Origin of the sequence: Pseudomonas sp. RIT411 (genome assembly GCF_003057735.2) — a bacterium.
Lineage (GTDB): Bacteria > Pseudomonadota > Gammaproteobacteria > Pseudomonadales > Pseudomonadaceae > Chryseomonas > Chryseomonas oryzihabitans.
The window spans coordinates 194,200-218,574 of the sequence record NZ_QBIZ02000001.1 but is presented as its reverse complement, the minus strand read 5'-3'; the positions used below and the strand labels follow the sequence as shown (position 1 = coordinate 218,574).

The following is a 24,375-nucleotide window of genomic DNA, read 5'->3' as shown; positions in this document are numbered from 1 at the left end:
GCAAAGGAAACGGGAGCGAGGCGAGATGACCTTTCAGGGAGAAGCTGTGGTACCAGGCGATATCCAGGTGGCGACGGTTGATCAGGCTACGGCGGTCGCCCGCGGTTTTCAGGCTTTCGTCAGCGCCCAGCATCCACAGTTGGCCGACGAGTCGGCCGATATCCCGCTCCGATTGGTCGTCGTCGAGGATTCCAAGGTCATTGCTGGCCTCTTGGGTCGCGTGTTCTGGCAGGGTCTGGAGATCGAGGTGCTCTGGGTCGAAGAGCGGCATCGTCAGCGGGGATTAGGGCGGCAGCTCTTGCAGCGGGCGGAAGTCGAAGCTCGCGCCCTGGGGGCCCAGGTGGCCTATCTGCGTACTGCCCAGAGCGCAGCCTTCTATGAACGCTGTGGGTACCAGCACTGCGGCTTTCTGCCGCGACCGCTGGGGACAGGCCTGCACAGCTACCACAAGGCATTGGGCTAGCCGGTGGCGCGAGGCCTGGGCAGGCTGCTGGCGCTGATCGCCCTGGCCGCCCTCTATGGGGCGCTGCATGATCAGGTCAGCTATGGCCTGGGTCCGGATTACTTCACCTGCCTGAAATTTCCGCAATTCGGCCTGCTCGACACGGCGCTGGCGCCTCATTGGCGAGCGGCCAGGGTCGGCCTGCAAGCCGGCGCGGTAGCCGGACTGCCGCTGGGCCTGGCGTTGCTCTGGCTCGCCCGCGGGCGGCCTGCCGGTGACCGCTATCTCTGGCGCGGCAGCGCGGCCGTGCTGCTCGGAGCACTGGGCTGCGCCCTGCTGGGCCTGGGCCTGGGTTTGCTCGCCCTGGAGCTGGGCAGCGTCCTGCGGGTGCCGGCCTGCGTGCAGGATCGTCGTGGTTTCCTGCTGGCGGCCTGGATGCACGATGGCAGCTACCTGGGCGCCTTGCTGGGGTTGCTGGTGTTCGCCTGGCGCAACCGACGTCGCCGTTGAAGGCGGGCGAGTCCCTGTTCGACGCCGGCCTCCAGCGCCAGAAAGAGCAGGGCGACCGCGCCGCCGAGCAGGGTGCTGCCGATCCGTTCGCGGGCGATGCTGGCCTCGGGCGCGCCGGCCAGGCCGACCATCAGTACCGTGGTGCCGGTGATGAACAGCGTCTGCAGCGAATAGCGCCCGTCCTGCAATAGATAGGCGCCCGCCGCACACAGCAGGCAGGCGCCGGCCAGGACGGCAGGGGTGTCATCGAGCCAGACCACCGCGCCTGCCAGCAGGCAACCGGCCAGGGTGCCGCCCAAGCGGCCGAGGCCGCGCCGCCAGGTGTCGCCCAGGCGCGGCTTGAGCACCAGCAGTGCGGTCATCGGCGCCCAGTAGCCGTGACCGTACTCCAGCAGGCCGGTCAGGGTCTGGCAGAGAGCGACCACGGCGGCGGCATAGAAGCCGTAGCGGCCGAGGCGAAACCTGTCCGCGAACAGCACCACGACCTCGTGGAGGTGGGCTTTCAGGGAGCCGGTGCGCAGCCGCCACTGGGAGCGGTAGAGCGCCTTCTGCACCAGGGCGAAGAGCACCAGTTGCAGCAGCCCACCGCCCAGCACCAGGCCGCCCCGCAGCAGCGCCTGCTGCAGGTCACCGGGAAAGCCGCCGGCCACCAGCAGGGCCACCGTCCATTGCTGGGTGATCCACCAGGGGCCGTTGCCAACGGCGAACAGCCAGGCGCAGCAGGCGGCCCAGAGGGCACCGGCCAGAACCAGCGCCGGCAGCTGGTGGCCCAACAGGGAGCCGACCACGGCGGAAAAGGTCATCCCCAGCGCCGCCACCAGCATGGGTGCCAGGGGTTCGGCGGCAAAGCTCTTGTAGGCGCCGAAGCCGACGGTATAGGCGCCGCCCAGGGCCACCACGCAGGGCAGCCAGGCACCCGTCCAGCCGCCGGCGAGCAGGATGATCGCCAGCGCCGGCAGGCAGGCCAACGCCAGGGCCCAGCGCGGTTCCCGCGGGGCCCCTATGTCGCCATCGGCGACCGGCGGCGCGGTCTGACCGGACATGGGCTAGGCCAGCAGATTCTGCAGGATGTCTAGGGTGTCGGCTTCGGCCACCGGCTTGTCGTGACGCCAGCGCAGCATGCGCGGAAAGCGCACCGCGACGCCGCTCTTGTGGCGCTTGGACAGGGCGATGCCCTCGAAGCCCAGTTCGAACACCAGGGTCGGCTCGACGCTGCGCACCGGGCCGAACTTTTCCACCGTGGTGCGCCGGACGATGGCGTCCACCTTGCGCATCTCTTCGTCGGTCAGACCCGAATAGGCCTTGGCAAAGGGCACTAGGGTGCGTTCGCTGCTCTCCGGCGGACCATCCCAGACGGCAAAGGTGTAGTCGGAATAGAGACTGGCGCGTCGCCCGTGGCCGCGCTGGGCATAGATGAGCACCGCATCCACCGAGAAGGGATCGACCTTCCACTTCCACCAGGTGCCCATGTCCTTGGTGCGACCGACGCCATAGAGCGAATCCTGGGCCTTGAGCATCATGCCTTCGACGCCCAGGGTGCGGGAGGCCTCGCGCTGGCGGGCGAGATCCTGCCAGTCGCGCCCGTGCAGCAGCGGCGAGGGTCTCAGCAACGGGCTGGCGCAACGGGCCACCACCCGCTCCAGCTCGGCGCGGCGCTGGCGTTGCGGCTGGCTGCGCAGGTCGTGGCCCTGCCATTCCAGCAGGTCGTAGGCGAGCAGGATGACCGGCACGTCTTCGAGGATCTTCTTGCCCAGGGTCTTGCGGCCGATGCGTTGCTGCAGCAGGGCGAAGGGTTGCACGCCGAAGGGGATGGGCGCGGCCGGATCGCGGCCGTCCTGCTGCTCGCTCACCTCTTCGCTGCTGAGCAGGGTGTCGGGCGCGGCGTCTTCCTTCCAGACCACGATCTCGCCGTCGATCACGGTGCCATCGGGCAGCGCTTCCGCGAGGGGATGCAATTCGGGAAAACGATCGGTGACCAAGTCTTCGCCCCGCGACCAGATCCACAGCCGACCGTCGCGCTTGACCAGCTGGGCGCGGATGCCATCCCACTTCCATTCCACCTGCCAGTCCTCGGCCGGCCCCAGTTGCGCCTCGAACTGCTCCACCGGCAGTTGCAGGGCGTGGGCGAGAAAGAAGGGATAGGGCTGGCCGCCGCGCTGGGCGTGCTCGTCCGGACTTTCCGGGGCGACCAGGCGGGCATAGCCCTCGGCGGTGGGACGGTGGGAGAGATCGGTATAGCCCACCAGGCGCTGGGCGACGCGCTTGGGATCCAGATCCGCCAGGGTGGCCAGGGCCCGGGTCACCAGCAGCTTGGAGACACCGACACGGAATTCGCCGGTGATCAGCTTGATGCAGACCATCAGACTCTGCCGATCCAGCTGGCCCCACAGTGGCGGCAGTCGCTCGGCCAGCTCCTCCGGAGGCAGGCCGCGCAGGGGCAGCAGGTACTCCTCCAGCCAGAAGGCCAGGCCCTCGGCATTGGCGGCATCGGCGGTGGGAATCAGCAGGGCCATGGTCTCCGCCAGGTCACCCACCGCCTGGTAGCTCTCTTCGAACAGCCACTCGGGCAGGCCGGAGAGGGCCATGGTCAATTCGCGCAGCTGCCGGGTCGGCACCAGCCGACGGGGGCGGCCGCCGGCGAGGAAGTACACCGCCCAGGCGGCATCCGCGGCCGGGGCGCTGCCGAAGTAGTCCACCAGGGCCGCGAGCTTGGCATTGCTGGAGGTGGTGGCGTCGAGACGCCCGTAGAGTTCGGCGAAGGCCTTCATGCCTGGGCCTCCGCGGCGACGGGGGTGTCGTCTTCCTCACCGTATTCGGTGGTGAAGCCCTGGGCGTCCAGCCCCTGGTCGCGCAGGTAGCGCACCAGGGTGGCGACCGAGCCATGGGTGACCATCACCCGCTCGGCGCCGGTCTGCTCGATGGCCCACAGCAGGCCCGGCCAGTCGGCGTGGTCGGAGAGCACGAAGCCGCGATCCACGCCGCGCCGGCGGCGGGTGCCGCGCAGCATCATCCATCCACTGGCGAAGGCGTCGCTGTGTTCGCCGAAGCGGCGGATCCAGGTACTGCCCCCGGCCGAGGGCGGGGCGATGATCAGCGCCCGACGCAACGTGGGATCGCTCTTCTTGAAGTCGCCGGCGTAGTGGGTCTCGGGAATGCGGATGCCGGCCTCGCGATAGACCCGGTTGAGCGGCTCCACCGCGCCATGGGCGAGGATGGGGCCGATCTCCGGATCGAGGCCGTGCAGCAGGCGTTGCGCCTTGCCGAAGGCGTAGCTGTAGAGGACGCTGGCCAGCCCCTGGGCCTGGTTGGCGCGCCACCACTGGTTGACCTCGGCGAAGATCTCGGCCTGGGGTCGCCAGCGATAGATCGGCAGGCCAAAGGTGGATTCGGTGATGAAGGTATGGCAGCGCACCGGCTCGAAGGGGGTGCAGGTGCCATCGGGTTCGACCTTGTAGTCCCCCGAGGCCACCCAGACCTCGCCGCGGTATTCCAGGCGTACCTGGGCCGAGCCCAGCACATGGCCGGCCGGATGGAAGCTCAGCCTGACCCCATGGTGGTCGATGACCTCGCCGTATTCCAGGGTCTGGAGGTTGATGTCGGCACCCAGCCGGGCGCGCAGGATGCCGGCACTGGCCGAGGTGGCGAGATAGTGACCGTTGCCTACCCGGGCATGGTCGCCGTGGCCGTGGGTGATGACCGAACGTTCCACCGGATGCCAGGGATCGATGTAGAAGTCGCCGGGCGGGCAGTAGAGGCCGTCCGGGCGAGCGATGACGAGGTCCATGGGCGCCGCTCTGCTGGGGGATTACCCATAGGAACGGCGGCTGGGCTCCGGAGTTCGCCGCTCAGGCCTGGGCGGCGAAGCTCAGGGCCTGTTGCAGGGCGGCCTGGCCGACCACCTCGCCGATCACCAGGATCGCCGGGCTGCGCAGCTGGAAGAGGGCGGCGTCCACCTGCAGATCCTGCAGGGTCGAGCGGCACTCGCGCTGGCTGGGCAGGGAGGCGTTCTCGATCATGGCCACCGGGGTGGTCAGGGCCAGACCGCCGTCCAGCAGGCCCTGCTGGATCTCGGCCAGGCGCGCCACGCCCATGTAGACCACCAGGGTGGTGCCGGTGGCGGCCAGGGCCGGCCAGTTGGGCGCGCTGTCGTCCTGGGTGTGGGCGGTGACCAGGGTCACGCCCCGGGCCACGCCTCTCAGGGTCAGGGAGATGCCGCAGGCGGTGGCGCCGGCCAGGCCGGCGGTGATGCCGTTGACGATCTCGCTGCTGACGCCACGGGCGGCCAGCCATTCGGCTTCCTCGCCAGCGCGACCGAAGATGCAGGGATCGCCGCCCTTGAGCCGGGCCACGCAACGGCCCTGACGGGCATAGCGCAGCATCAGTCGATGGATGAAGGCCTGGGGCGTGGAGCGGCAACCGCCGCGCTTGCCGACGCGGATCACCCGGGCGTTCGGGCAGTGTTCGAGCACTGCCGGATTGACCAGGTCATCGATCATCACCACCTCGGCCTCGCCCAGGGCGCGCACGGCCTTGAGGGTCAGCAACTCGGGATCGCCGGGGCCGGCACCGATCAACCAGACTTTCCCGCTCATGTAGTGACCTCTCGTATCCAGGGTGGCGACTGTAACGCAAAAAAAAGGCGTCCCGCTGCAAGCAGCTGGGACGCCTTTGTCCGGAGGGTCTTTCCTCGCCGTTGAAGAAAGACCTATGTTGTCTGAGGATTTGCAGGCTTCGTGCCAGTTGCTCCTGCGAGACAAACCCTGGGTTTGCGCGCGCGGGAGACCGTAAAATCGCCCCGTTTCGAGGCGTGTTGCCTCGAAACGGGGCGAATCTTCAGGCTACGGCACCGGGGTGGCTGTGCTTCTCGTAGAGGAAGCTCAGCACCGCGTGGCGATAGCCGTTGTAGCGGGGATCGTCGACCAGGGTGATGCGATCGCGCGGCCGCGGCAGGTCGATGGTGAGGATCTCGCCGATGGTGGCCGCCGGGCCGTTGGTCATCATGACGATGCGATCCGAGAGCAGCACCGCCTCGTCCACGTCGTGGGTGATCATCATCACGGTGTTGCGCAGTTCGCTCTGGATGCGCATCACCTCATCCTGCAGATGCGCCCGGGTGAGGGCGTCCAGGGCGCCGAAGGGCTCGTCCAGCAGCAGCACCTTGGGCTCCATGGCCAGGGCCCGGGCGATGCCGACCCGCTGCTTCATGCCACCGGAAATCTCGCTGGGTCTTTTGTGCAGGGCATGGCTCATGTTGACCATTTCCAGGTTGTGCAGCGTCCAGGCATGGCGCTCGGCCTTGCTCTTGGCGCCCCTGAACACCTTGTCCACCGCCAGGGCGACGTTCTCGTAGACCGTCAGCCAGGGCAGCAGCGAGTGGTTCTGGAACACCAGGCTGCGCTCCGGACCAGGACCGCGGACCTCGCGGTTCTCCAGCAGGATGGAGCCGGAGGTGGGTTCGATCAGGCCGGCGACGATGTTGAGCACCGTCGACTTGCCGCAGCCGGAGTGGCCGATGATGGAGATGTATTCGCCGCGTTCGATCTTGAGGTTGACGTCGCGCAGCACCGTGGAGGTCAGGCCGTTGCGGGTGAAGCTCTTGTCGACGTGCTCGATGCTCAGGTAGGGCTGGGCCATGGTGGGAGTCCTCTAGTTCGCGGTGCCGCGGGTGACCAGCCGGCCGATGAGGGCCACCAGCCGGTCGAGCAGGAAGCCGATGACGCCGACGTAGACCAGCGCCAGGATGATGTCGCTGATGCGCGAGGCGTTCCAGGCATCCCAGATGAAGAAGCCGATGCCCACGCCACCGATCAGCATCTCGGCGGCGATGATGGCCAGCCACGACAGACCCACGCCGATGCGCAGACCGGAGAAGATGTAGGGGGCGGCGGCCGGCAGCATGATCTTCTGGAAGTATTCCCAGCCATTCAGGCGCAGGACGCGCGCCACGTTGCGGTAGTCCTCGGGGATGTTGCGGATGCCTACCGAGGTATTGATGATGATCGGCCAGATGGCGGTGATGAAGATGACGAAGAGCGCCGAGGGGTGGCTGTCCTTGAAGCCGGCCAGGGACAGCGGCAGCCAGGCCAGCGGTGGCACGGTGCGCAGGACCTGGAACAGTGGATCGAGGCCGCGCATGGCCCAGGCCGACTGGCCCACCAGCACGCCCAGGGCGATACCCACCACGGCGGCCATCAGGTAGCCGTAGGCGACGCGTTCGAGGCTGGCCAGCAGTTGCCAGGCCATGCCCACGTCATTGCCGCCGTTGTCGTAGAAGGGCTGGGTGATCAGCTCCCAGGTGTCGTTGACCACCTGGCTCGGCGGCGGCAGGGCCGCGCCGGGGCGACTGCACAGCAGTTGCCAGACGATCAGCAGCAGGGCGCCCACCACCAGCGGTGGCAGGCCATTGCGCAGCACCTGCTGGCCGAAGCGACGCAGACGGGTTTGCGGACGAAAGGTCGCGAGGGCCTTGGGCGGCCGGGTGTGGGCGTTCATCGGCGGCACTCCTTGAGGGATGGTGGACGTCAGGCCTTGAGCGTCAGGCTGGCGAGATAGGCCTTGGGATCGGCGGGGTCGAACACCTTGCCGTCGAAGAAGCTTTCCTTGCCGCGCGAGTTGCTGGCGGGAATGTCGCCGGCCGGGACACCGATGGCCGCCGCCGCTTCGCGCCAGAGATCGGCGCGGTTGACCTTGGCGATCAGGCCCTGGGCATCCAGGTCGCCGGGTAGATAGCCCCAGCGCTGGTTCTCGGTGATGAACCAGAGGTCGTGGCTCTGGTAGGGGAAGGAGGCATGCTCGTTCCAGAACTTCATCAGGTGCGGACTGTTCTGCACCACCCGGCCGGTACCGTAGTCGAAGGTGCCCTGCAGGCGGCCGACTACGTCCTCGGCGGGCGCGCCGATCCAGCGCCGCTTGGCGCAGATCTCGGCGACCTTCGGCTTGTTCGCCGCCACGTCGCAGTATTGCTGGGCCTCCAGTACCGCCTTGAGCAGCGCCACGGTGGCCTTGGGATTGGCCTGGACATAGTCGCCGCGCAGGGCCAGGGCCTTCTCGGGGTGATTGGCCCAGAGCTCGCCGGTGGTCAGGGCGCTGTAGCCGATGTTCTGCTTGATCAGCTGGGCGTTCCAGGGCTCGCCGACGCAGAAGGTGTCCATGTTGCCGACCTTCATGTTGGCGACCATCTGCGCCGGGGGCACCACCAGGGTGGTGATGTCCTTGTTCGGGTCGATACCGTTGGCCGCCAGCCAGTAGCGAATCCACAGATCATGGGTGCCGCCTGGGAAGGTCATGGCGGCCGAGGTCTTCTTGCCAGCGGCCTGGCGCGCGGCCAGGGCGGTCTTGAAGCCGCTGGCGTCTAGGCCGACCTTTTGCTCCTTGTAGTCGTTTGACAGGGAGATGCCTTGGCCGTCGACGTTCAGCCGTGCCAGCAGCGCCATGGGCAGCGGCTGGCCGTTGGGGGTGATCTTGCCGGAGGCCAGGTGATAGACCATGGGGGTGAGGATGTGGGCGCCGTCGATGCCATTGGCCGCCGAGCCCAGCACCAGGTTGTCGCGGGTGGTGCCCCAGGAGGATTGCTTGAGCACCTCCACCTCGGTCATGCCGTGCTTGGCGAACAGCCCCAGTTCGTCGGCGACGAACAGCGGCGCGGCATCGGTGAGGGCGATGAAGCCCAGTTTGGCCTTGGTCGTCTCCACGGCATCGCTGCCGGAGGCCCAGGCGGCGGACCTCAGCCCGGGTGGCAGCAGCGTGAGCGCGGCGCCAGCACCTAGTACGCCGAGCGACTGCTTGAGGAAACTGCGGCGGGGGAGTCCGCGACCGGCCTGGTCATCGTTACGCGAGCTGTCGTCCATCGTCCTTCCTTATTTCGCGGGCACAAAAAAAGGCATCCACTCTCGGCAGGCTTGGGCTGCGAGCGTGGACACCTTCGTCCGGGGATTGCTGTGGGAGCGCGAGGCGCTCGCCAGGGCTTTTGCAGGGACTGTGCCAAGCCCGGAATCCCGGGCGACCCAGGCCTTTTGCGGTTCCTGGGCGCACAGTCAGGGGGCGTTTCTCTGCCAGGGTGCGCCCTGGCAGCGCATGGAGGGTGCCGAACGGGCCCGGGCAGTACGATGGCCAATACTGATCGATGAATAGTGCCGACCTAGGGCTCCTGGCCGAGTAGCTGCCGGACCAGTTCGGGCAGCGGCCGGCCGCTGCGCATCGCCAGCCGCTGCAGATGCTGGTGGGCGTCCGCCTCCGGCAGTTGCAGTTGCTGCATGAGCTGCTGCTTGGCGCGCTCCAGCAGCTTGCGCTCGACCAGGGAGCGGCGGGTTTCCTGCAGCTCCGCCTCCACCTCGTGCAGGCGTCGGGTCTGCTCGTGCAGCAATTCGAGGATGCCGAGCTGACCTTCGCCTGGCCGGGCTTCACCCAGCGGATTGGCGGTCAGGCTGAACAGCAGCGGCGTGCTCGGCTCGCGGTCGAGCTCGGCCAGGCGGCGGGACAGCTTGCGATGGCTGTCCAGGTCCGCCCGGGCCTGGGCGATGCTCTTCGCACAGCGCGCGCGGAGTTCCAGGACCAGGTGCTGGGCGACCTCCTGCATGGCGTCCAGGCGGCGAGTATTGAGTTCGAACCAGAGTTCGGCCAGCGCCGGCTCCACCTGGGCACTCGCCGAGGTGCGCTGGGCGACGCCGCGCAGTCGTTCGATCTGCTGCCGCGAGGCGCACTCCTGCACCCCGTGCCAGAGGACCAGGGCCTGGGGATCGGCATGATCGAGGAAACCAGCGAAGCAACGGGCCTGGCCACTGTCCAGGTCGTCGAGACGGGCCAGCAGCACGGCATCGAAATGACCCTGGGCGAAGCCGACCACGCCGGTCGCCCGGGCCTGGCCCGCCAGTTCCTTGCCCTGCATGAAGTTGAACAGCGCCACCAGGGCCCGGCTGAGACCCGGGTCGCTCGCCGTGTCGGCCGCCTCGAAGATGACCGCCAGCAAGCCGCCGATCAGGTGCGAGAAGGCCGCGGTGGCCTCTTCCATCCCCAGGCGCCGGTCGAGCACGCCGCGCCTCAGACCCGGCAGGCCATCGAGCAGGTGCAGGACACAGGCGATGCGGTTGAGCAGGCGCGGGCGATCCTGGGCCAGGCTGGCGTCGAGGGTGTCCAGGCCTTCGCGCAGACGCGTCTCGCTGCAGCGCGTCGTGGCCGAATGCCGTTCCAGGGCGCTGCGATAGCGATCGCTGCCCGTCCCCAGCAGGATATTGCTGAAGCCGCGCTCGCGCTGCAGGTCATGTACCAGTGCGCTGGCGCCCTCCACCAGTTCGCAGGTCAGGGCAAGACCCTCCAGTTGCTGCAGTTCGCAACGGCGGGCCGCCAGCATGAAACGCAGGGCAGGGGGCATCTGGCGATCGGACATGGGGCGAGACTCGAGCAGGAGGCTGGCCACTGGCCTGCAAAAGCTGCTCCAGACCGGGACGCCTCAGTGGCGATAGAGCCACAACAGCCCGAGCACCAAGTTGGCCAGAAGCGACAGGGTCGCGACCACCTGCCAGGTGCGCAGCGGATCGCGGTGCAGCAGCGGCAGGGCGCGGACCGCCGGTTGCCGCTCGCCCTGCTCCAGCAGCAGCAGGGCTTCTTCCGCGGTTTCGAAGCGCTCGGCGGGGTCGACCGCCACGGCCCGCTGCAGCCAGTCGTCGAGCCAGGCGGGTACATCCGGACGCCGGCGCAGGGCGCTGGCCGGCGTGCCGAAGCGTGGGCGCTGGAAGGGCTCCACCTCGCCGTAGGGATAAGCACCGGTCAGCAGCTGATAGAGGGTCACCCCGGCCGCATAGAGATCCTGGGCGGGACTCGGCTCGGCACCTTCGAAGGATTCCGGCGCCCGGTAGCTGGGGGTGCCCGGACTGTCCTGCAGATCCTGGGACAGTTGCGGACAGTAGGCCAGGCCGAAGTCCAGCAGGCGCAGTTCACCATCCTGGCCGCGGTGCAGATTGTCCGGCTTGATGTCGCGGTGAAGGATGTTGCGTCTGTGCAACTGGCCGAGCGCACGCAACAGGCGCGAGGCGACGTCCAGCCAGTCGGCCAGGGCCAGGGGCCCGTCGCTGGTCAGCTGTTGTGCCAGGGTGCGCCCCGGATATTCGCGCTGCACGAAATAGAGGTGGGCGCGCCGTGGCAGCGGATGCACCTCGACGAAGGCGCGGCCGGCGACGCGCCGCAGGAACCACTCCTCCATGAGCAGGGCATGACCGGCCAGGGTGTCGAATTGCAGTGCCGCGGGGAGGGTCTTGAGCAGCCAGGGACGGCCACCCTCGTCGGTGACCCGGTAGAGCAGCGATTGCCGCGACTCGGCGAGGCGCTCCACCACCATCCAGCCCTCGAAGGCCTGGCCGGGTTTCAAGGCGGGCAGCGGCGGCCAGGTGTCCGCGTTGGCCAGGGTATCGGCCAGGGAGATGTCCGGCAGGCGATCGACCCGCACCAGCAGTGCGCTGGCATTGTCCTGGCCGCCGGCATGCAGGGCGCCAGCCACCAGCGCCTGGGCGGTGGCGTCCAGATCGCTGACGCCGTCGACGAGGATGCGCCTCATGCTGTCTTCGCCCAGCGCGGCCCAGACCCCATCGCTCACCAGCAGCAGGGTTTCGCCGGCTTCCAGTTCGCCTTCGCGAAAATCCACCACCAGGTGGTTTTCCAGCCCCAGGGCGCGGGTCAGCACATGCTGCATGCCGGCCTGCTGCCAGACGTGGTCGACGGTGAGACAGGTCAGCCGTTCGCCGTGCCAGCGATAGGCGCGGCAATCGCCGACATGGGCCAGGGTGTAGCGCCGGCCGCGGATCACCAGGGCGGTGAGGGTGGTCAGCAGCGGCTGGCCATTGCCGGCGGCCTGCAACCAGCGATTCTGCGCCAGCAGCAGCCGCTCCAGCGCCTGGGCCACCGGCCAGGTTTCCGGGGTGGAGTAATAGTCCTGGGCCAGGGCCTGAAGGGTGGCGCGCGCCGCCAGGCCACCATCCGGACAACCGCTGACGCCATCGGCGAGGGCGAACAGATGCCCCTTGGTCGCCGCCAGCGCCGCGCTGGGCTGGACACTGCGCAAGGCGTCCTGGTTTTCCTTGCGCGGACCGGTCGCAGTGGCTTCGGCGAAGGCGAGTTCTAGGGGCATGGACGGGGCGCCAGAGGAGAGAGAAGGCGAGCGATGCAAAAGCGATACCCGCTCGACCGACGCCCCTGGTCCGTCACCAGATTTCCACGCGCTGCTCGTCCGGCCGGACCATGGCATCGCCTGCCTTGCAGCTGAAGGCCTGGGCGAAGGCTGGCATGTTGGATGGCGCGCCGATGGCACGGAATCTCATGGGCGCATGGGGATCGGTGTTGAGGAACAGGCGCGCCTGCTCTTCACGGATCGAGCCCCGCCAGACCCGCGCCCAGTTGAGGAAGAAGCGCTGGTCCTGGGTATAGCCGTCGATCTCCCGGGCAGCCTCTTCCGGCTTCTTCGCCAGGGCCAGTTGCAGGGCGTCATAGGCGGCATTGATGCCGCCGAGGTCGCCGATATTCTCGCCCAGGGTGAGCTTGCCGTTGACGTGCAGCTCCGGGTGGTCCGGCAGCGGCCGATAACCGTCGAATTGCTGCACCAGCTTGCCGGTGCGGGCCTCGAAGGCCTTGCGGTCGGCCGGGGTCCACCAGTCCACCTGGTTGCCGGCACCGTCGAACTTGCTGCCCTGGTCGTCGAAGCCATGGCTGGCCTCGTGGCCGATCACCGCGCCGATGCCGCCGTAGTTGATGGCGTCGTCACCGTCCGGATAGAAGAAGGGCGGCTGCAGGATGGCCGCGGGGAAGTTGATGGTGTTGTCGTTGGGGCTGTAGTAGGCGTTGACCGTCTGCGGATACATGCCCCATTCCTTGCGGTCGGTGGGCTTGCCGATCTTGTCCAGGTCATGCCGGTAGTTGAAGCGCGAGGCGGCTTCCAGGTTGGCATAGAATCCCTGGGGCTGGAGGGTCAGGCCGCTCCAGTCACGCCAGCGCTCCGGATAGCCGATCTTGGGCAGGAAGCTATCCCACTTGGCCAGCGCCTTCTGCTTGGTCTCCGGGCTCATCCAGTCGAGCTGCTCGATGCGCGCCTTGAGCGCCAGCATCACGTTGTCCACCAGTTCCTGGGCGCGGGCCTTGGCCTGGGGCGAGAAATGCTCCTGCACATAGAGCTGGCCGAGACCTTCGCCCATGGCGCCGTTGACCGCGCGCAGCACCCGCTTCCAGCGCTCGCTCTGCTGCTGCTGGCCGCTCAGGGTCTTCTGGTTGAACTCGAAGCTCTCCTGCTGGAAGGGTCGGGACAGCAGCGGCGCGGCGTCGTCGATCACATGGGCACGCAGATAGGCCTGCCACTGCTCGACGGGGGTCTCCGCCAGCATCCGGTCGAATTCGGCGAAGAAACCCGGCTGGGACAGCGAAAAGCCCTGCTGGCCGGTGACGCCCTGGCTGGCGAAGAAGGCCTGCCAGTCGAAGTGCGGCGTCACCTGGTTGGCCTCGGCGAAGCTCAGGTAGTGATACTGGTTTTCCGGATTGCGCAGCTCCACCGGCTTGACCGAGGCGCGCGCCAGGCGACTTTCGAAGGCCAGCACCAGTTCGGCCTGGGCGGCGGCCCTGGCCTTGGGTACGCCGGTCAGAACCAGCAGCCGGGCGATGTGGCCCAGATAGGCCTGGCGCAGCTTGGCGTAGTCGGCTTCGGTGTAGTAATCGGGTGTCGGCAGGCCCAGGCCGCCCTGGTAGGCATAGGCGATCTGCTGCTTGGCATTCTGGTAGTCGGCGCCGGAGCCGAAGGAGAACACCTGCATGTCGCCGCGGGCGAAGCTCTGTTGCAGGTACTTCACGACATCGGCGGTGGTGCGCAATCCGTCGATGGCCGCCAGTTGCGCCTGGATCGGTCGATAGCCGGCGCGCTCGATGGCGGCCTCGTCCATGCCCGAGCGATATAGCCAGCCGATCTTCTGTTCCACCGAGCCCGCTGCCGCGCGATCGGCCGTGCGGGCCGCCCGCTGCAGGATGGCGTGCTGGTCGTTGAGCGATTTCTCCCCCAGGGCCATGAAGGAACCCCAGCGCGACTTGTCGGGCGGGATCGGATTGGCGGTAACCCACTTCTGGTTGACGAAGGTGTCGAGGTCGCTGCAGGCGGTGGCGGGGTCACCCAGTTCGGTGACGTCGAAGACAGGGGCGGCGAAGGCCTGGCCGCCGAGCAGCAGGCCGATGGCGAGGGTGAGAGGTTTCAACGCAGGCATGGGAGAAAGGGGTCTCCAGGAAAGGACAGGAAAAGCAGGGTAGGGCGCCGAGGGTAGCGGTCGGGGCGCGACCCTGCCAAGGGCGGGTCTCTTGCGGACCCCAGAAACGACGATCCCCGCCGAAGCGGGGATCGTGGGCGACGTCCTGGATCAGAACACCGTCAGCTGCGCCAGTTGCAGCAGCGGCTGCGGATAGACGCCGAGGACGAAGGTCGCGATGGAAATGGCGATCAGCATCACGCCACCGGCGCGCTGACCCCAGTTCATCGGCGCATCGTGGCGCTGCAGGCCCTGCTCGGTCAGGTACAGGGTGACCATCACGCGCAGGTAATAGAACAGGCCGATGGCGCTGCCCAGCACGATGGCCGCGGTCTGCCACCACATGCCCGCTTCCACGCCCACGGTGATGACGTAGAACTTGCCGATGAAACCGGCGGTGAGCGGGATGCCGGCCAGGGACAGCATCATCACCGTCAGCGCCGCGGTCAGGTACGGGCGGCGCCAGAACAGGCCGCGGTACTCGAACAGGGCATCGGCGTCACGCTGGCCGTTGCTCGGGCTGGACATCAGGGTGATCACGCCGAACGCGCCCAGGCTGGTGAAGACATAGGTCACCAGGTAGACCGCCACGGCTTCCATCGACAGGCCTTCGCCCGAGGCCACAGCCACCAGCAGGTAGCCGAAGTGGGAGATGGAGGAGTAACCCAGCAGACGCTTGAGGTTGCTCTGCATCAGCGCCAGCAGGTTGCCCACCAGCATGGAGGCGATGGCGATGAAGGCGATGGCATCGTGCAGCCAGCCGTCCTCGGTAGCCATGGGCATGGTCTGGAATACCCGTACCAGCACGGCGAAGACGGCGACCTTGCTGGCGGTGGCCAGGAAGGCGCCGACCGGCGCCGGGGCGCCTTCGTAGACGTCCGGGGTCCAGAGGTGGAAGGGCACCAGGGACAGCTTGAAGCCGAGACCGACGATCAGCATGCCCAGGCCGATTTCCATCAGCAGGCCGGTGCTGGCCGGGGCGTCCATCTGCATGCCGATGTCGGCGAAGTTGAGGCTGCCGGACTGGGCATAGAGCAGGGCCATGCCGAACAGCAGGATGGCCGAACCGGCGGCGGACAGCACCAGGTACTTCATGCCGGCTTCCAGGGAGCGGCGATTGAAGTAGCTGTAGGCCACCAGGCCGTAGACCGGTACCGACAGCAGTTCCAGGCCGATGAACAGACCGGCGACGTTCTGCGCCGCCACCAGCACCAGGCCGCCGGTGGCGGAGATCAGCAGCAGCAGGTACAGCTCTTCGCGGTTGCCCGGATAGCCTTCCATGTAGGCATGCGACAGGGTCATGCAGGCCAGGGTGGCGATCAGGATCAGCGCCATGTAGAAGCAGGTGAAGCCGTCGATGCGCAGCAGCGGGGTGACGTCGATGGCGCCGACGCCCAAAGCCGGAATGCAGGACAGCAGGGCCAGGTTGAGACCGATCACGCCCAGGGTCGGGATGATGGTGTGATCCCGCCGCCAGGCGATGCCCAGCATCACCACCACGGCGGTGAAGCCGGTGATGATGATCGGCAGGAGGGCGATGAAGTGTTCGTAGGTAAAGGTCATGGCGCTCTTACCGGGCGGAAACGAGAGAGGAGAAGGCTTCGCCGAGCCACTGCTGGACACCGGCCATGCTCGCGGCCGAGGTATCCAGCACCGGCTGCGGATAGACGCCGAGCAGCACCAGCAGCACGCCAAGCAACAGCAGCATCGACAGTTCCCGTGCGTTCAGACCCGGCAGGGCGCCTTCGGCCTTGGCCGGACCGAAGTAGGCGCGGTGGATCATGATCAGCGAGTAGACCGAGGCGAACACCAGGCCGAAGGTGGCGATGACGGTGATCATCGGCACCACCGGGAAGGCGCCCAGCAGGATCAGGAATTCGCCGACGAAGTTGCCGGTACCCGGCAGACCCAGCGAAGCCGAGGCGAAGAACAGACTCAGGGCGGGCAGGTAGGGCACCCGCGCCCAGAGCCCGCCCATCTGGCGCATGTCACGGGTGTGCATGCGCTCATAGAGCTGGCCGCAGAGGATGAACAGGCCGGCGGCGGAGAGGCCGTGGGCGATCATCTGGACCACCACGCCCTGCAGCGCCTGGGGGCTGCCGGAGTAGATGCCGATCAGCACGAAGCCCATGTGCGAGACGCTGGAGTAGGCCACCAGGCGCTTGATGTCGGTCTGGGCGAACGACAGGATGGCACCGTAGAAGATGCCGATGATGCCCAGCCACATGGCGATCGGCGCGAATTCCGCCGAGGCGTTGGGGAACAGCGGGATGGCGAAGCGCAGCAGGCCGTAGGCGGCGGTCTTGAGCAGGATGCCGGCGAGGTCGACGGAACCGGCGGTCGGCGCCTGGGCGTGGGCATCCGGCAGCCAGGAGTGTACCGGCACCACCGGCAGCTTCACCGCGAAGGCGATGAAGAAGCCCAACATCAGCAGGTATTCCAGCTTGGGATCCAGTTGCAGCTGCAGCAGGTCTCCGTAGTCGAAGGTCAGGACGCCGGTCGCACCGTAGTTCACCAGCACCAGGGCGATGATCGCCACCAGCATGATCAGACCGCTGGCCTGGGTGAAGATGAAGAACTTGGTGGCGGCGGTGATGCGGCTCTTCTTGCCGTCCGCGGAGCTATGGCCCCACAGCGCGATCAGGAAGTACATCGGCACTAGCATCATTTCCCAGAAGAAGAAGAACAGGAACAGGTCCAGCGCCAGGAACACCCCCACCACGCCGCCGATGATCCACAGCAGGTTGAGGTGGAAGAAGCCGACGTGGCGCTGCACTTCGCGCCAGGAGCAGGTCACCGCCAGCACACCGAGCAGGCCGGTGAGCAGGATCATCAGCAGCGACAGGCCGTCGAGACCGAAGTGCAGGCTGATGCCGAAGCGCGGAATCCAGTTCATCTGGAATTCCGCGGTCCAGGCGGTTTCGGCGCCAGGGGCCGGAGCCAGGCTGTAGTCGCCGTGGGCCCACAGCCACAGGCCGAGCACCAGCTCCAGCAGCATGGTGAACAGAGCGATCCAGCGGGGCACCAGCGGGCCGGTCTTTTCCGTGAGGAAGCAGAGCAGGCCGCCGATGAAGGGGATCAGGATTAGCCAGGGCAGAAGCATGACGTGTACTTATCCTTAGTCAGGGGGTCAGGCCAGCAGCAGCGCGCCGAGCAGCAGCACGGCGCCTCCCACGATGGAAGCCGCGTACCAGCGCAGACGGCCGTTCTCGGTGATGCTCAGTGCCAGGTTGCCACCGCGCGCCAGCATCGGGATCAGGCCGATGGCCTGGTCGATGGGATCGCGGCGCAGCAGGCGGGCCAGCAGCAGGTACGGCTTGACGAAGATCAGGTCGTACAGCCAGTCGAAGCCCCAGGCGTGATACCACCAGGTCCCGAAGAAGCGACCCGGTGCGCTCTTGGCCAGGCCGTTCACGAAGGAACGCTTGCCGAGGAAGAGCAGGGCGGCCAGCAGGATACCGGCGATGGCGATGGCCCCCGAGGTGATCTCCAGCGAGTGCTTGGCTTCGCCACCGGCATGGCCGATGGATTCCGGAAGCACACCGGCCAGCGGCGGCACGATCATCGCGCCGACGAAGGTCGAGAGCACCAGCAGCACCGCCAGCGGCAGGTTGTGGGCGATGCCGTGGCCGGCATGGGCCTCGGTGTGCGCCTGGCCGTGGAAGGTGATGAAGATCAGGCGGAAGGTGTAGATCGAGGTCAGGAAGGCACCGGCCAGGCCTGCATAGAGCAGGTAGGTGTGGCCGCTGGCCATGGCTTCCCAGAGGATCTCGTCCTTGGAGTAGAAGCCGGCGGTAACCAGCGGCAGCGCCGCCAGGGCCGAACCACCCACCACGAAGCTGGCGTAGGCCAAGGGGATCTTCTTCCACAGGCCGCCCATCTTGAAGATGTTCTGCTCGTGGTGGCAGGCGAGGATCACCGAACCCGAGGCGAGGAACAGCAGCGCCTTGAAGAAGGCGTGGATCATCAGGTGGAAGATCGCCGGTTGCCAGGCGCCGACACCCAGGGCCAGGAACATGTAGCCGATCTGGCTCATGGTCGAATAGGCCAGGATGCGCTTGATGTCGGTCTGCACCAGGGCGGCGAAGCCAGCCAGCACCAGGGTCACGGCACCGACGATGCCGACCAGGTGCAGGATCTCCGGGGCCAGCAGGAACAGGCCATGGGTCCGGGCGATCAGGTAGACGCCCGCGGTCACCATGGTCGCCGCGTGGATCAGGGCGGAGACCGGAGTGGGACCGGCCATGGCGTCCGCCAGCCAGGTCTGCAGCGGCAGCTGGGCCGACTTGCCGACGGCGCCGCCGAGCAGGGCCAGGGTGGCCAGCACGATCAACGGATCGCCGCTGGCGAAGACGTCGGGCGCCTTCTGCAGCAGCTCCTGGATGTCCAGGGTGCCCAGGGTCATGAACAGGATGAACAGACCGAAGGCCATGAAGACGTCACCAACACGGGTGACGATGAAGGCCTTCAGCGCCGCGTTGCCGTTGGCGCGCTCGCTGTAGTAGAAGCCGATCAGCAGATAGCTGCACAGGCCCACGCCTTCCCAACCGAAGTACAGCAGCAGCAGGTTGTCGCCGAGAACCAGCAGCAACATGCTGAAGATGAACAGGTTGGTGTAGGCGAAGAAGCGCGAGTAGCCCTCTTCACCGCGCATGTACCAGGAGGCGAACAGGTGGATCAGGAAGCCGACGCCGGTGACCACGCCGAGCATGGTCAGCGACAGGCCGTCCAGGTAGAGCGCCATGTTGGGCGCGAAGCCCTCCACGTTTATCCACTGCCAGAGGACGAGGGTCAGATGACCGTCGGCGGGCGGCGCGACGTGGAAGTTCCAGCCGACCCAGGCGGCGACCAGCGCCGCCAGGCCCACCGAACCCACGCCGATCAGCGCGGAGAGATTCTCCGACAGCCGACCGCGGGAAAAGGCCAGCAGGAAGTAGCCGACCAGGGGAAAGGCGAAGGTGAGGGGTAGCAGGTTCATCCGTGCATCTCGCTGGCGGCATCGACGTCGAGGGTGTGGAAGCGGCGATAGAGCTGCAGCAGGATCGCCAGGCCGATACTGGCCTCGGCGGCGGCCAGGCTCAGCACCAGGATGAACATCACCTGGCCGTCGGGGGCGCCCCAACGGCTACCCGCGACCACGAAGGCCAGGGCGGCGGCGTTCATCATGATTTCCAGACTCATGAGCACGAAGAGGATGTTGCGGCGGACCATCAGGCCCACCAGGCCAAGGGCGAACAGGGCGCCGGCGAGGGCCAGGCCGTGTTCCAGAGGTATGGCGTTCATTGGCTGTTCTCCAGTCCTTGGCGACTCACTCGCCGATCCCGTCTTTGACGTCGCTGCGACCCAGGTGATAGGCCGCGACCAGGGCACCCAGCAGCAGCATGGAGGCCAGTTCGACCGCCAGCAGATAGGGTCCGAACAGGCTGATGCCTACGGCCTTGGCTTCCACCGAGGTGTGGCCGATGGCGGCGCCGCCCGGAGTACGCGACAGCACCACCAGCAGTTCCACCAGCAGCGCACCGGCGAGGATCGACGGACCGATCCAGACCTTGGGGGTCAGCCACTTGCGCTCCTGCTCGGCCACGACCGGCCCGAGGTTGAGCATCATCACCACGAAGACGAACAGCACCATGATGGCGCCGGCGTAGACGATGATCTCCAGGGCCCCGGCGAAGGGTGCGCCCAGGGCGAAAAACACCATGGACACGGCCAGCAGTGAGATGATCAGGTACAGCAGCGCATGCACCGGATTGGTGTTGGTGATCACCCGGAAGGTGGCCAGGACGGCCACCCCAGCGGAGAAATAGAAGGCGAATTCCACGACAGCTCCTTAGGGCAGCAGGCTCTTCACGTTGATCGGCTCTGCCTCGCTCTGCGCGGCACCCTTGGGCTTGCCCGCGATGGCCATACCGGCCACGCGGTAGAAGTTGTATTCCGGATACTTGCCCGGACCCGAGATCAGCAGGTCCTGCTTCTCGTACACCAGCTCCTGGCGCTTGAACTCGGACATCTCGAAATCCGGGGTCAGCTGGATGGCGGTGGTGGGGCAGGCCTCCTCGCACATGCCGCAGAAGATGCAGCGCGAGAAGTTGATGCGGAAGAACTCGGGGTACCAGCGACCGTCTTCGGCTTCTGTCTTCTGCAGCGAGATGCAGCCGACCGGGCAGGCCACGGCGCACAGGTTGCACGCCACGCAGCGCTCCTGGCCGTCGGGGTCACGGGTGAGCACGATGCGGCCGCGGTAGCGCGGGGGCAGGTACACGGGTTCCTCGGGGTATTGCAGGGTGTCGCGCTTGCGGAAGGCGTGGCCGAAGACCATCACCACGCTGCGCAACTGGGTGTAGGTGCCATGCAGGACGTGCAGGATTTCCTTGATCATGACGGATACCTCACTGGCCGATGGCCGGCGTGGCGCTATAGAGCACCACCGCACCGGTCACCAGCAGGTTGATCAGGGTCAGGGGCAGGCAGAACTTCCAGCTGAAGGCCATTACCTGGTCGTAGCGCGGACGCGGAATGGACGCACGCAACAGGATGAAGATCATGATGAAGAAGGCGGTCTTCAGGGCGAACCAGACAAAGGACAGCCAGGGCAGGGTATCCAGGAAGGGACCGTGCCAGCCGCCAAAGAACAGGGTCACCAGTAGCGCCGAGATCAGCACGATGCCGATGTACTCGCCGACGAAGAACATGCCCCACTTCATGCCCGCGTATTCGATGTGGTAACCGTCGGCGAGCTCCTGCTCGGCTTCCGGCTGATCGAAGGGGTGACGGTGGGTGACGGCGATGCCGGCGATGAAGAAGGTGCAGAAGCCGAAGAACTGGGGAATGATGAACCACCAGCCCTGGTGCTGCGCCTCGACGATGTCCCTCATGTTGAAGGAGCCGGTCACCGCGACGATGCCCATTACCGACAGACCCATGAACACCTCGTAGGAGAGGGTCTGGGCCGAGGCGCGCATGGCGCCCAGCAGCGAGAACTTATTGTTGCTCGCCCAGCCGGCGAAGAGCACCGCATAGACGTTGACGCCGGCCATGGCGAAGAAGAACAACAGGCCGATGTTCAGGTCCGCCACGCCCCAGGTGGGGGTGATCGGGATGACCGAGAAGGCCACCAGCAGCGAGCCCATGGCGATCACCGGTGCCAGGGCGAAGATCATCTTGTCGGCGAACGGGGGCGTCCAGTCCTCCTTGAAGAACATCTTTAGCATGTCGGCGCCCAGCTGGAAGGCGCCGAAGGGACCGACCCGGTTGGGACCGTGGCGGTCCTGCCAGAGACCCAGCAGGCGCCGTTCGACGAAGCTCAGCAGCGCCCCGCAGATGACCACCGCCAGCAGGATGACGATGGCCTTGAGGACGCCGATCACCACGGCGATGAGGGTGGGGGTGAGCCAGGTCATGCCGCGGCCTCCTGCAGTCCTTCCACGGTGAGGCCGGCGAAGTCCACCGGAATCCCTTCGAAGCCGGCGGGCAGACCGACCAGGCCGGCGGACAGCTCGGGCTTGATCTGCAGCGGCAGGCGCAATTCCTGACCGGCGACCTGCAGGCGCAGCAGGGCACCTTCGTTGACGCCCAGGCGGTCGGCATCGGCCTTGGCCAGCGCCACGTAGGCGGCCGGGATGCGCTCACGCACCGGCTCGGCGCGCGAAGAGGTCTCTTCGCTGCCGAACAGGTGGTACAGCGGCACGGCCTGGAAGCCGGACGCGGTACCGCGCACGGCAGCGGCCGGGACGGCGAACCAGTTCAGGCGATCGCCCTGGGTCTCGATCAGGCGCACGCCCGGATCGCCGGCGCGCAGATGACCACCGACCTCGTCCTGGAACTTGTTCCAGGCCTGGGGCGAGTTCCAGCCCGGGGACCAGGCGAAGGGGATCTGCTGACGCGGCTCGGCGCTGCCGGCATAGCCTTCCATGGAGAAGGCGAAGGCGGTGTCGGCGTCCTGGGGCGCGCGCGGCTCGTGCACGCTGAGGTTGGCGCGCATGGAGGTGCGGCCGCTGTAGCGGTGCGGTTCGCGGGCGAGCTTGAGGCCCTTCACCCGGAAGCTGGCGTTGGGCGCGGCGTCGCGGATGCCGTCCAGTTGCGGCGCGGCAGTGGCCACGGCGTCGGTGACATGATCCAGCTGGGTCCAGTCCACCGGACGGTTGTCCAGGGTGTTGCGCAGGGCGTGCAGCCAGCGCCAGCCTTCGCGGACCAGGCTGGAGGGATCGTAGTAGCTCGGCTCATAGACCTGGAAGAAGCGCTGGGCGCGACCTTCCTGGCTGACCAGGGTACCGTCGCCTTCGGCGAAGCTCGCCGCCGGCAGCACCAGATCGGCGCGCTGGGCGGTGGCGGTGCGCTGGTGATCCAGCACCACCAGCACCTGGGCGCGGGCCAGGGCCTGATCCACCTGCTGGGCAGGGGCGCGGCGATAGAGGTCGTTCTCCAGCACCACCAGGGCATCGGCCTGGCCGTTTTCCAGGGCCGCGAAGGCGTCTTCGACGGACTCGCCGCCATAGAGCGCCAGACCCAGGCTGTTGGCTTCGGGCACCACCAGACTCAGGGAGCCGGCCTTGCCCTTGGCGGCCAGAGCCTTGGCCAGGTTGGCGGCGGCTTCGATCAGAGCCGGTTCACCCAGGGAGGTACCGGATACCACCAGTGGACGTTCGGCCGCCAGCAGGGTCTCGGCCAGCAGACGCGCCTGCTCGGCGACTTCGTCGCTCAGGCCGTCGACGGCCGGGGCGCTGGCGTCGATGGCATGGGCCACGGCATGGCCGAAACGGGCCAGTTCCAGCGGCGAGCCATGCAGACGGGCGTCGGCGACGTCGTCCAGGCGGGTGGCGGCGACGCTGGCGATGAACAGCGGATTGCGCTCGCTCTGGCCGATATTCTGCACGGCCGCGTTGAGCCAGGGCTGGATCTTCTGCGCCGCGGCCATGGCCTCGGGCTTGCCCTTGACGGACTGCCGCAGGGACAGCGCCAGGCGGGCCGCGGTCTGGGTCAGGTCCTCGCCGAGGACGAAGACGGCGTCATGCTTTTCCATGGCGCGCAGGGTCGGGACGGGCAGGGGGCTGTCCTTGAGCACCTGCAGCACCAGGCGCACATTGGCCAGGTCACGGGCGCTCATGCCGCTGTAGAAGTTCTCGGCGCCGACCAGTTCGCGCAGGGCGTGGTTGCTTTCCAGGCTGGCACGCGGCGAGCCGATGCCGATCACCTTCTTGCCGCGCAGCAGCAGGGCGGCGCGATCCAGGGCGGCGTCGATCCCGGTTTCCAGGCTGCCATCTTTCAGCAGGGCCTGGCGCGGACGATCCTTGCGATTGACATAGCCATAGCCGAAGCGGCCACGGTCGCAGAGGAAATACTGGTTCACCGAACCGTTGAAGCGGTTCTCGATGCGGCGCAGTTCGCCATAGCGCTCGCCGGGGCTGATGTTGCAGCCCGACGAGCAGCCATGGCAGATGCTCGGGGCGAACTGCATGTCCCACTTGCGGTTGTAGCGCTCGGAGTGGGTCTTATCGGTGAACACCCCGGTGGGGCAGACCTCGGTCAGGTTGCCGGAGAATTCGCTCTCCAGGGCACCGTCCTCGACGCGGCCGAAATAGACGTTGTCGTGGGCGCCATAGACGCCCAGGTCGGTACCGCCGGCGTAATCCTTGTAGTAGCGCACGCAGCGATAGCAGGCGATGCAGCGGTTCATCTCGTGAGCGACGAACGGGCCGAGGTCCTGGTTCTGGTGGGTACGCTTGGTGAAGCGATAGCGGCGCTTGTTGTGGCCAGTCATCACCGTCATGTCCTGCAGGTGGCAGTGGCCGCCTTCTTCGCAGACCGGACAGTCGTGGGGATGGTTGGTCATCAGCCATTCGATGACCGAGCTGCGGAATTCCTTGGCTTCGGCGTCTTCGATGGAGATGTAGGTCTTGTCGCTGGACGGGGTCATGCAGGACATGACCAGGCGCCCGCGGGTGTCGTTCTCGTCGGCGAACTGCTTCACCGCGCACTGGCGGCAGGCGCCGACGCTGCCCAGCGCTGGGTGCCAGCAGAAATAGGGGATGTCGAGCCCCAGGGACAGGCAGGCTTCGAGGAGGTTGTCCGCCCCGTCGACCTCGTACGTCTTGCCGTCTACGTGGATAGTGGCCATAGGGTTTTCTTCTCACCCGCGCAGGGCGGGTCTGGCTAATGGGAAAA

20 protein-coding genes are annotated in these 24,375 nt (G+C 67.1%); 2 read left to right on the top strand and 18 right to left on the bottom strand.

Going from position 1 to position 24,375, the window contains the following annotated elements; genetic code table 11:
* Positions 1-25 precede the first annotated feature (25 nt).
* Positions 26-463, top strand: coding sequence for a GNAT family N-acetyltransferase (locus tag DBY63_RS01035; RefSeq protein WP_158541716.1), 438 nt, complete (start codon positions 26-28; stop codon positions 461-463).
* A gap of 3 nt (positions 464-466) precedes the next feature.
* Positions 467-952, top strand: a complete 486-nt coding sequence (locus DBY63_RS01030) for a hypothetical protein (protein WP_108581063.1) — start codon at positions 467-469, stop codon at positions 950-952.
* Here the strand turns inward: DBY63_RS01030 and DBY63_RS01025 are convergent.
* From DBY63_RS01025 to nuoG, 18 genes are all read right to left on the bottom strand, one after another.
* Positions 892-1,995: an FUSC family protein gene (locus tag DBY63_RS01025; protein WP_108581062.1), complete on the bottom strand. Its 1,104-nt coding sequence runs from the start codon at positions 1,993-1,995 to the stop codon at positions 892-894. The genes DBY63_RS01030 and DBY63_RS01025 overlap by 61 nt on opposite strands.
* Positions 1,996-1,998: 3 nt before the next feature.
* Positions 1,999-3,720 carry an ATP-dependent DNA ligase gene (locus DBY63_RS01020; protein WP_042133461.1) on the bottom strand — a complete coding sequence of 574 codons (1,722 nt, stop codon included), beginning with the start codon at positions 3,718-3,720 and terminating at the stop codon, positions 1,999-2,001.
* Positions 3,717-4,736 carry a ligase-associated DNA damage response exonuclease gene (locus DBY63_RS01015; protein WP_108581061.1) on the bottom strand — a complete coding sequence of 340 codons (1,020 nt, stop codon included), beginning with the start codon at positions 4,734-4,736 and terminating at the stop codon, positions 3,717-3,719. Before DBY63_RS01015 ends, DBY63_RS01020 begins: the two co-directional genes overlap by 4 nt.
* 61 nt (positions 4,737-4,797) lie before the next feature.
* On the bottom strand, positions 4,798-5,544 hold the full coding sequence (gene cobA, locus DBY63_RS01010; protein ID WP_007158904.1) for a uroporphyrinogen-III C-methyltransferase: 747 nt from the start codon (positions 5,542-5,544) through the stop codon (positions 4,798-4,800).
* Between the two features lie 241 nt (positions 5,545-5,785).
* Positions 5,786-6,586, bottom strand: coding sequence for an ABC transporter ATP-binding protein (locus tag DBY63_RS01005; RefSeq protein ID WP_017642296.1), 801 nt, complete (start codon positions 6,584-6,586; stop codon positions 5,786-5,788).
* 12 nt (positions 6,587-6,598) lie between these two features.
* Positions 6,599-7,444 (bottom strand): nitrate ABC transporter permease, encoded by an 846-nt coding sequence (ntrB, locus tag DBY63_RS01000; RefSeq protein ID WP_017642297.1) that lies wholly within the window; start codon positions 7,442-7,444, stop codon positions 6,599-6,601.
* Between the two features lie 29 nt (positions 7,445-7,473).
* Positions 7,474-8,799, bottom strand: a complete 1,326-nt coding sequence (locus DBY63_RS00995) for a CmpA/NrtA family ABC transporter substrate-binding protein (RefSeq protein ID WP_027601927.1) — start codon at positions 8,797-8,799, stop codon at positions 7,474-7,476.
* Between the two features lie 290 nt (positions 8,800-9,089).
* A complete protein-coding gene (locus DBY63_RS00990; protein ID WP_108581060.1) occupies positions 9,090-10,334 on the bottom strand; it encodes a nitrate regulatory protein in 1,245 nt (414 codons plus the stop codon).
* Between the two features lie 63 nt (positions 10,335-10,397).
* Positions 10,398-12,068: a bifunctional protein-serine/threonine kinase/phosphatase gene (locus DBY63_RS00985; protein WP_108581059.1), complete on the bottom strand. Its 1,671-nt coding sequence runs from the start codon at positions 12,066-12,068 to the stop codon at positions 10,398-10,400.
* 73 nt (positions 12,069-12,141) lie between these two features.
* Positions 12,142-14,175, bottom strand: a complete 2,034-nt coding sequence (locus tag DBY63_RS00980) for a M13 family metallopeptidase (RefSeq protein WP_177411416.1) — start codon at positions 14,173-14,175, stop codon at positions 12,142-12,144.
* 150 nt (positions 14,176-14,325) lie between these two features.
* Positions 14,326-15,777 carry an NADH-quinone oxidoreductase subunit NuoN gene (gene nuoN / locus DBY63_RS00975; RefSeq protein ID WP_027599801.1) on the bottom strand — a complete coding sequence of 484 codons (1,452 nt, stop codon included), beginning with the start codon at positions 15,775-15,777 and terminating at the stop codon, positions 14,326-14,328.
* A 7-nt stretch (positions 15,778-15,784) separates the two neighbouring features.
* The gene (gene nuoM / locus DBY63_RS00970; RefSeq protein WP_108581057.1) at positions 15,785-17,317 is read right to left on the bottom strand and encodes an NADH-quinone oxidoreductase subunit M; all 1,533 of its coding nucleotides are present in this window, start codon (positions 17,315-17,317) and stop codon (positions 15,785-15,787) included.
* A 27-nt stretch (positions 17,318-17,344) separates the two neighbouring features.
* Positions 17,345-19,192, bottom strand: coding sequence for an NADH-quinone oxidoreductase subunit L (gene nuoL, locus DBY63_RS00965; RefSeq protein ID WP_108581056.1), 1,848 nt, complete (start codon positions 19,190-19,192; stop codon positions 17,345-17,347).
* Positions 19,189-19,497, bottom strand: coding sequence for an NADH-quinone oxidoreductase subunit NuoK (gene nuoK, locus DBY63_RS00960; protein WP_007158894.1), 309 nt, complete (start codon positions 19,495-19,497; stop codon positions 19,189-19,191). Before nuoK ends, nuoL begins: the two co-directional genes overlap by 4 nt.
* Before the next feature lie 25 nt (positions 19,498-19,522).
* The gene (gene nuoJ / locus DBY63_RS00955; protein ID WP_027599799.1) at positions 19,523-20,035 is read right to left on the bottom strand and encodes an NADH-quinone oxidoreductase subunit J; all 513 of its coding nucleotides are present in this window, start codon (positions 20,033-20,035) and stop codon (positions 19,523-19,525) included.
* A gap of 9 nt (positions 20,036-20,044) precedes the next feature.
* Positions 20,045-20,593: an NADH-quinone oxidoreductase subunit NuoI gene (gene nuoI, locus DBY63_RS00950; RefSeq protein WP_007158892.1), complete on the bottom strand. Its 549-nt coding sequence runs from the start codon at positions 20,591-20,593 to the stop codon at positions 20,045-20,047.
* 10 nt (positions 20,594-20,603) lie between these two features.
* The gene (gene nuoH / locus DBY63_RS00945) at positions 20,604-21,614 is read right to left on the bottom strand and encodes an NADH-quinone oxidoreductase subunit NuoH (RefSeq protein WP_007158891.1); all 1,011 of its coding nucleotides are present in this window, start codon (positions 21,612-21,614) and stop codon (positions 20,604-20,606) included.
* Positions 21,611-24,328, bottom strand: coding sequence for an NADH-quinone oxidoreductase subunit NuoG (gene nuoG, locus DBY63_RS00940; protein ID WP_027601934.1), 2,718 nt, complete (start codon positions 24,326-24,328; stop codon positions 21,611-21,613). Before nuoG ends, nuoH begins: the two co-directional genes overlap by 4 nt.
* Positions 24,329-24,375 lie beyond the last annotated feature (47 nt).

Excerpts from the sequence above, each read along its gene's own strand:
- ntrB (WP_017642297.1), bottom strand. The coding sequence starts at position 7,444 with ATGAACGCCCACACCCGGCCGCCCAAGGCCCTCGCGACCTTTCGTCCG.
- DBY63_RS00995 (WP_027601927.1), bottom strand. The coding sequence starts at position 8,799 with ATGGACGACAGCTCGCGTAACGATGACCAGGCCGGTCGCGGACTCCCC.
- cobA (WP_007158904.1), bottom strand. The coding sequence starts at position 5,544 with ATGAGCGGGAAAGTCTGGTTGATCGGTGCCGGCCCCGGCGATCCCGAG.
- nuoL (WP_108581056.1), bottom strand. The coding sequence starts at position 19,192 with ATGAACCTGCTACCCCTCACCTTCGCCTTTCCCCTGGTCGGCTACTTC.
- DBY63_RS01005 (WP_017642296.1), bottom strand. The coding sequence starts at position 6,586 with ATGGCCCAGCCCTACCTGAGCATCGAGCACGTCGACAAGAGCTTCACC.
- DBY63_RS00985 (WP_108581059.1), bottom strand. The coding sequence starts at position 12,068 with ATGCCCCTAGAACTCGCCTTCGCCGAAGCCACTGCGACCGGTCCGCGC.
- nuoH (WP_007158891.1), bottom strand. The coding sequence starts at position 21,614 with ATGACCTGGCTCACCCCCACCCTCATCGCCGTGGTGATCGGCGTCCTC.
- DBY63_RS01020 (WP_042133461.1), bottom strand. The coding sequence starts at position 3,720 with ATGAAGGCCTTCGCCGAACTCTACGGGCGTCTCGACGCCACCACCTCC.
- nuoN (WP_027599801.1), bottom strand. The coding sequence starts at position 15,777 with ATGACCTTTACCTACGAACACTTCATCGCCCTCCTGCCGATCATCATC.
- DBY63_RS01025 (WP_108581062.1), bottom strand. The coding sequence starts at position 1,995 with ATGTCCGGTCAGACCGCGCCGCCGGTCGCCGATGGCGACATAGGGGCC.
- nuoK (WP_007158894.1), bottom strand. The coding sequence starts at position 19,497 with ATGAACGCCATACCTCTGGAACACGGCCTGGCCCTCGCCGGCGCCCTG.
- nuoM (WP_108581057.1), bottom strand. The coding sequence starts at position 17,317 with ATGCTTCTGCCCTGGCTAATCCTGATCCCCTTCATCGGCGGCCTGCTC.
- DBY63_RS01035 (WP_158541716.1), top strand. The coding sequence starts at position 26 with ATGACCTTTCAGGGAGAAGCTGTGGTACCAGGCGATATCCAGGTGGCG.
- nuoG (WP_027601934.1), bottom strand. The coding sequence starts at position 24,328 with ATGGCCACTATCCACGTAGACGGCAAGACGTACGAGGTCGACGGGGCG.
- DBY63_RS00990 (WP_108581060.1), bottom strand. The coding sequence starts at position 10,334 with ATGTCCGATCGCCAGATGCCCCCTGCCCTGCGTTTCATGCTGGCGGCC.
- nuoI (WP_007158892.1), bottom strand. The coding sequence starts at position 20,593 with ATGATCAAGGAAATCCTGCACGTCCTGCATGGCACCTACACCCAGTTG.
- DBY63_RS01015 (WP_108581061.1), bottom strand. The coding sequence starts at position 4,736 with ATGGACCTCGTCATCGCTCGCCCGGACGGCCTCTACTGCCCGCCCGGC.
- DBY63_RS00980 (WP_177411416.1), bottom strand. The coding sequence starts at position 14,175 with ATGCCTGCGTTGAAACCTCTCACCCTCGCCATCGGCCTGCTGCTCGGC.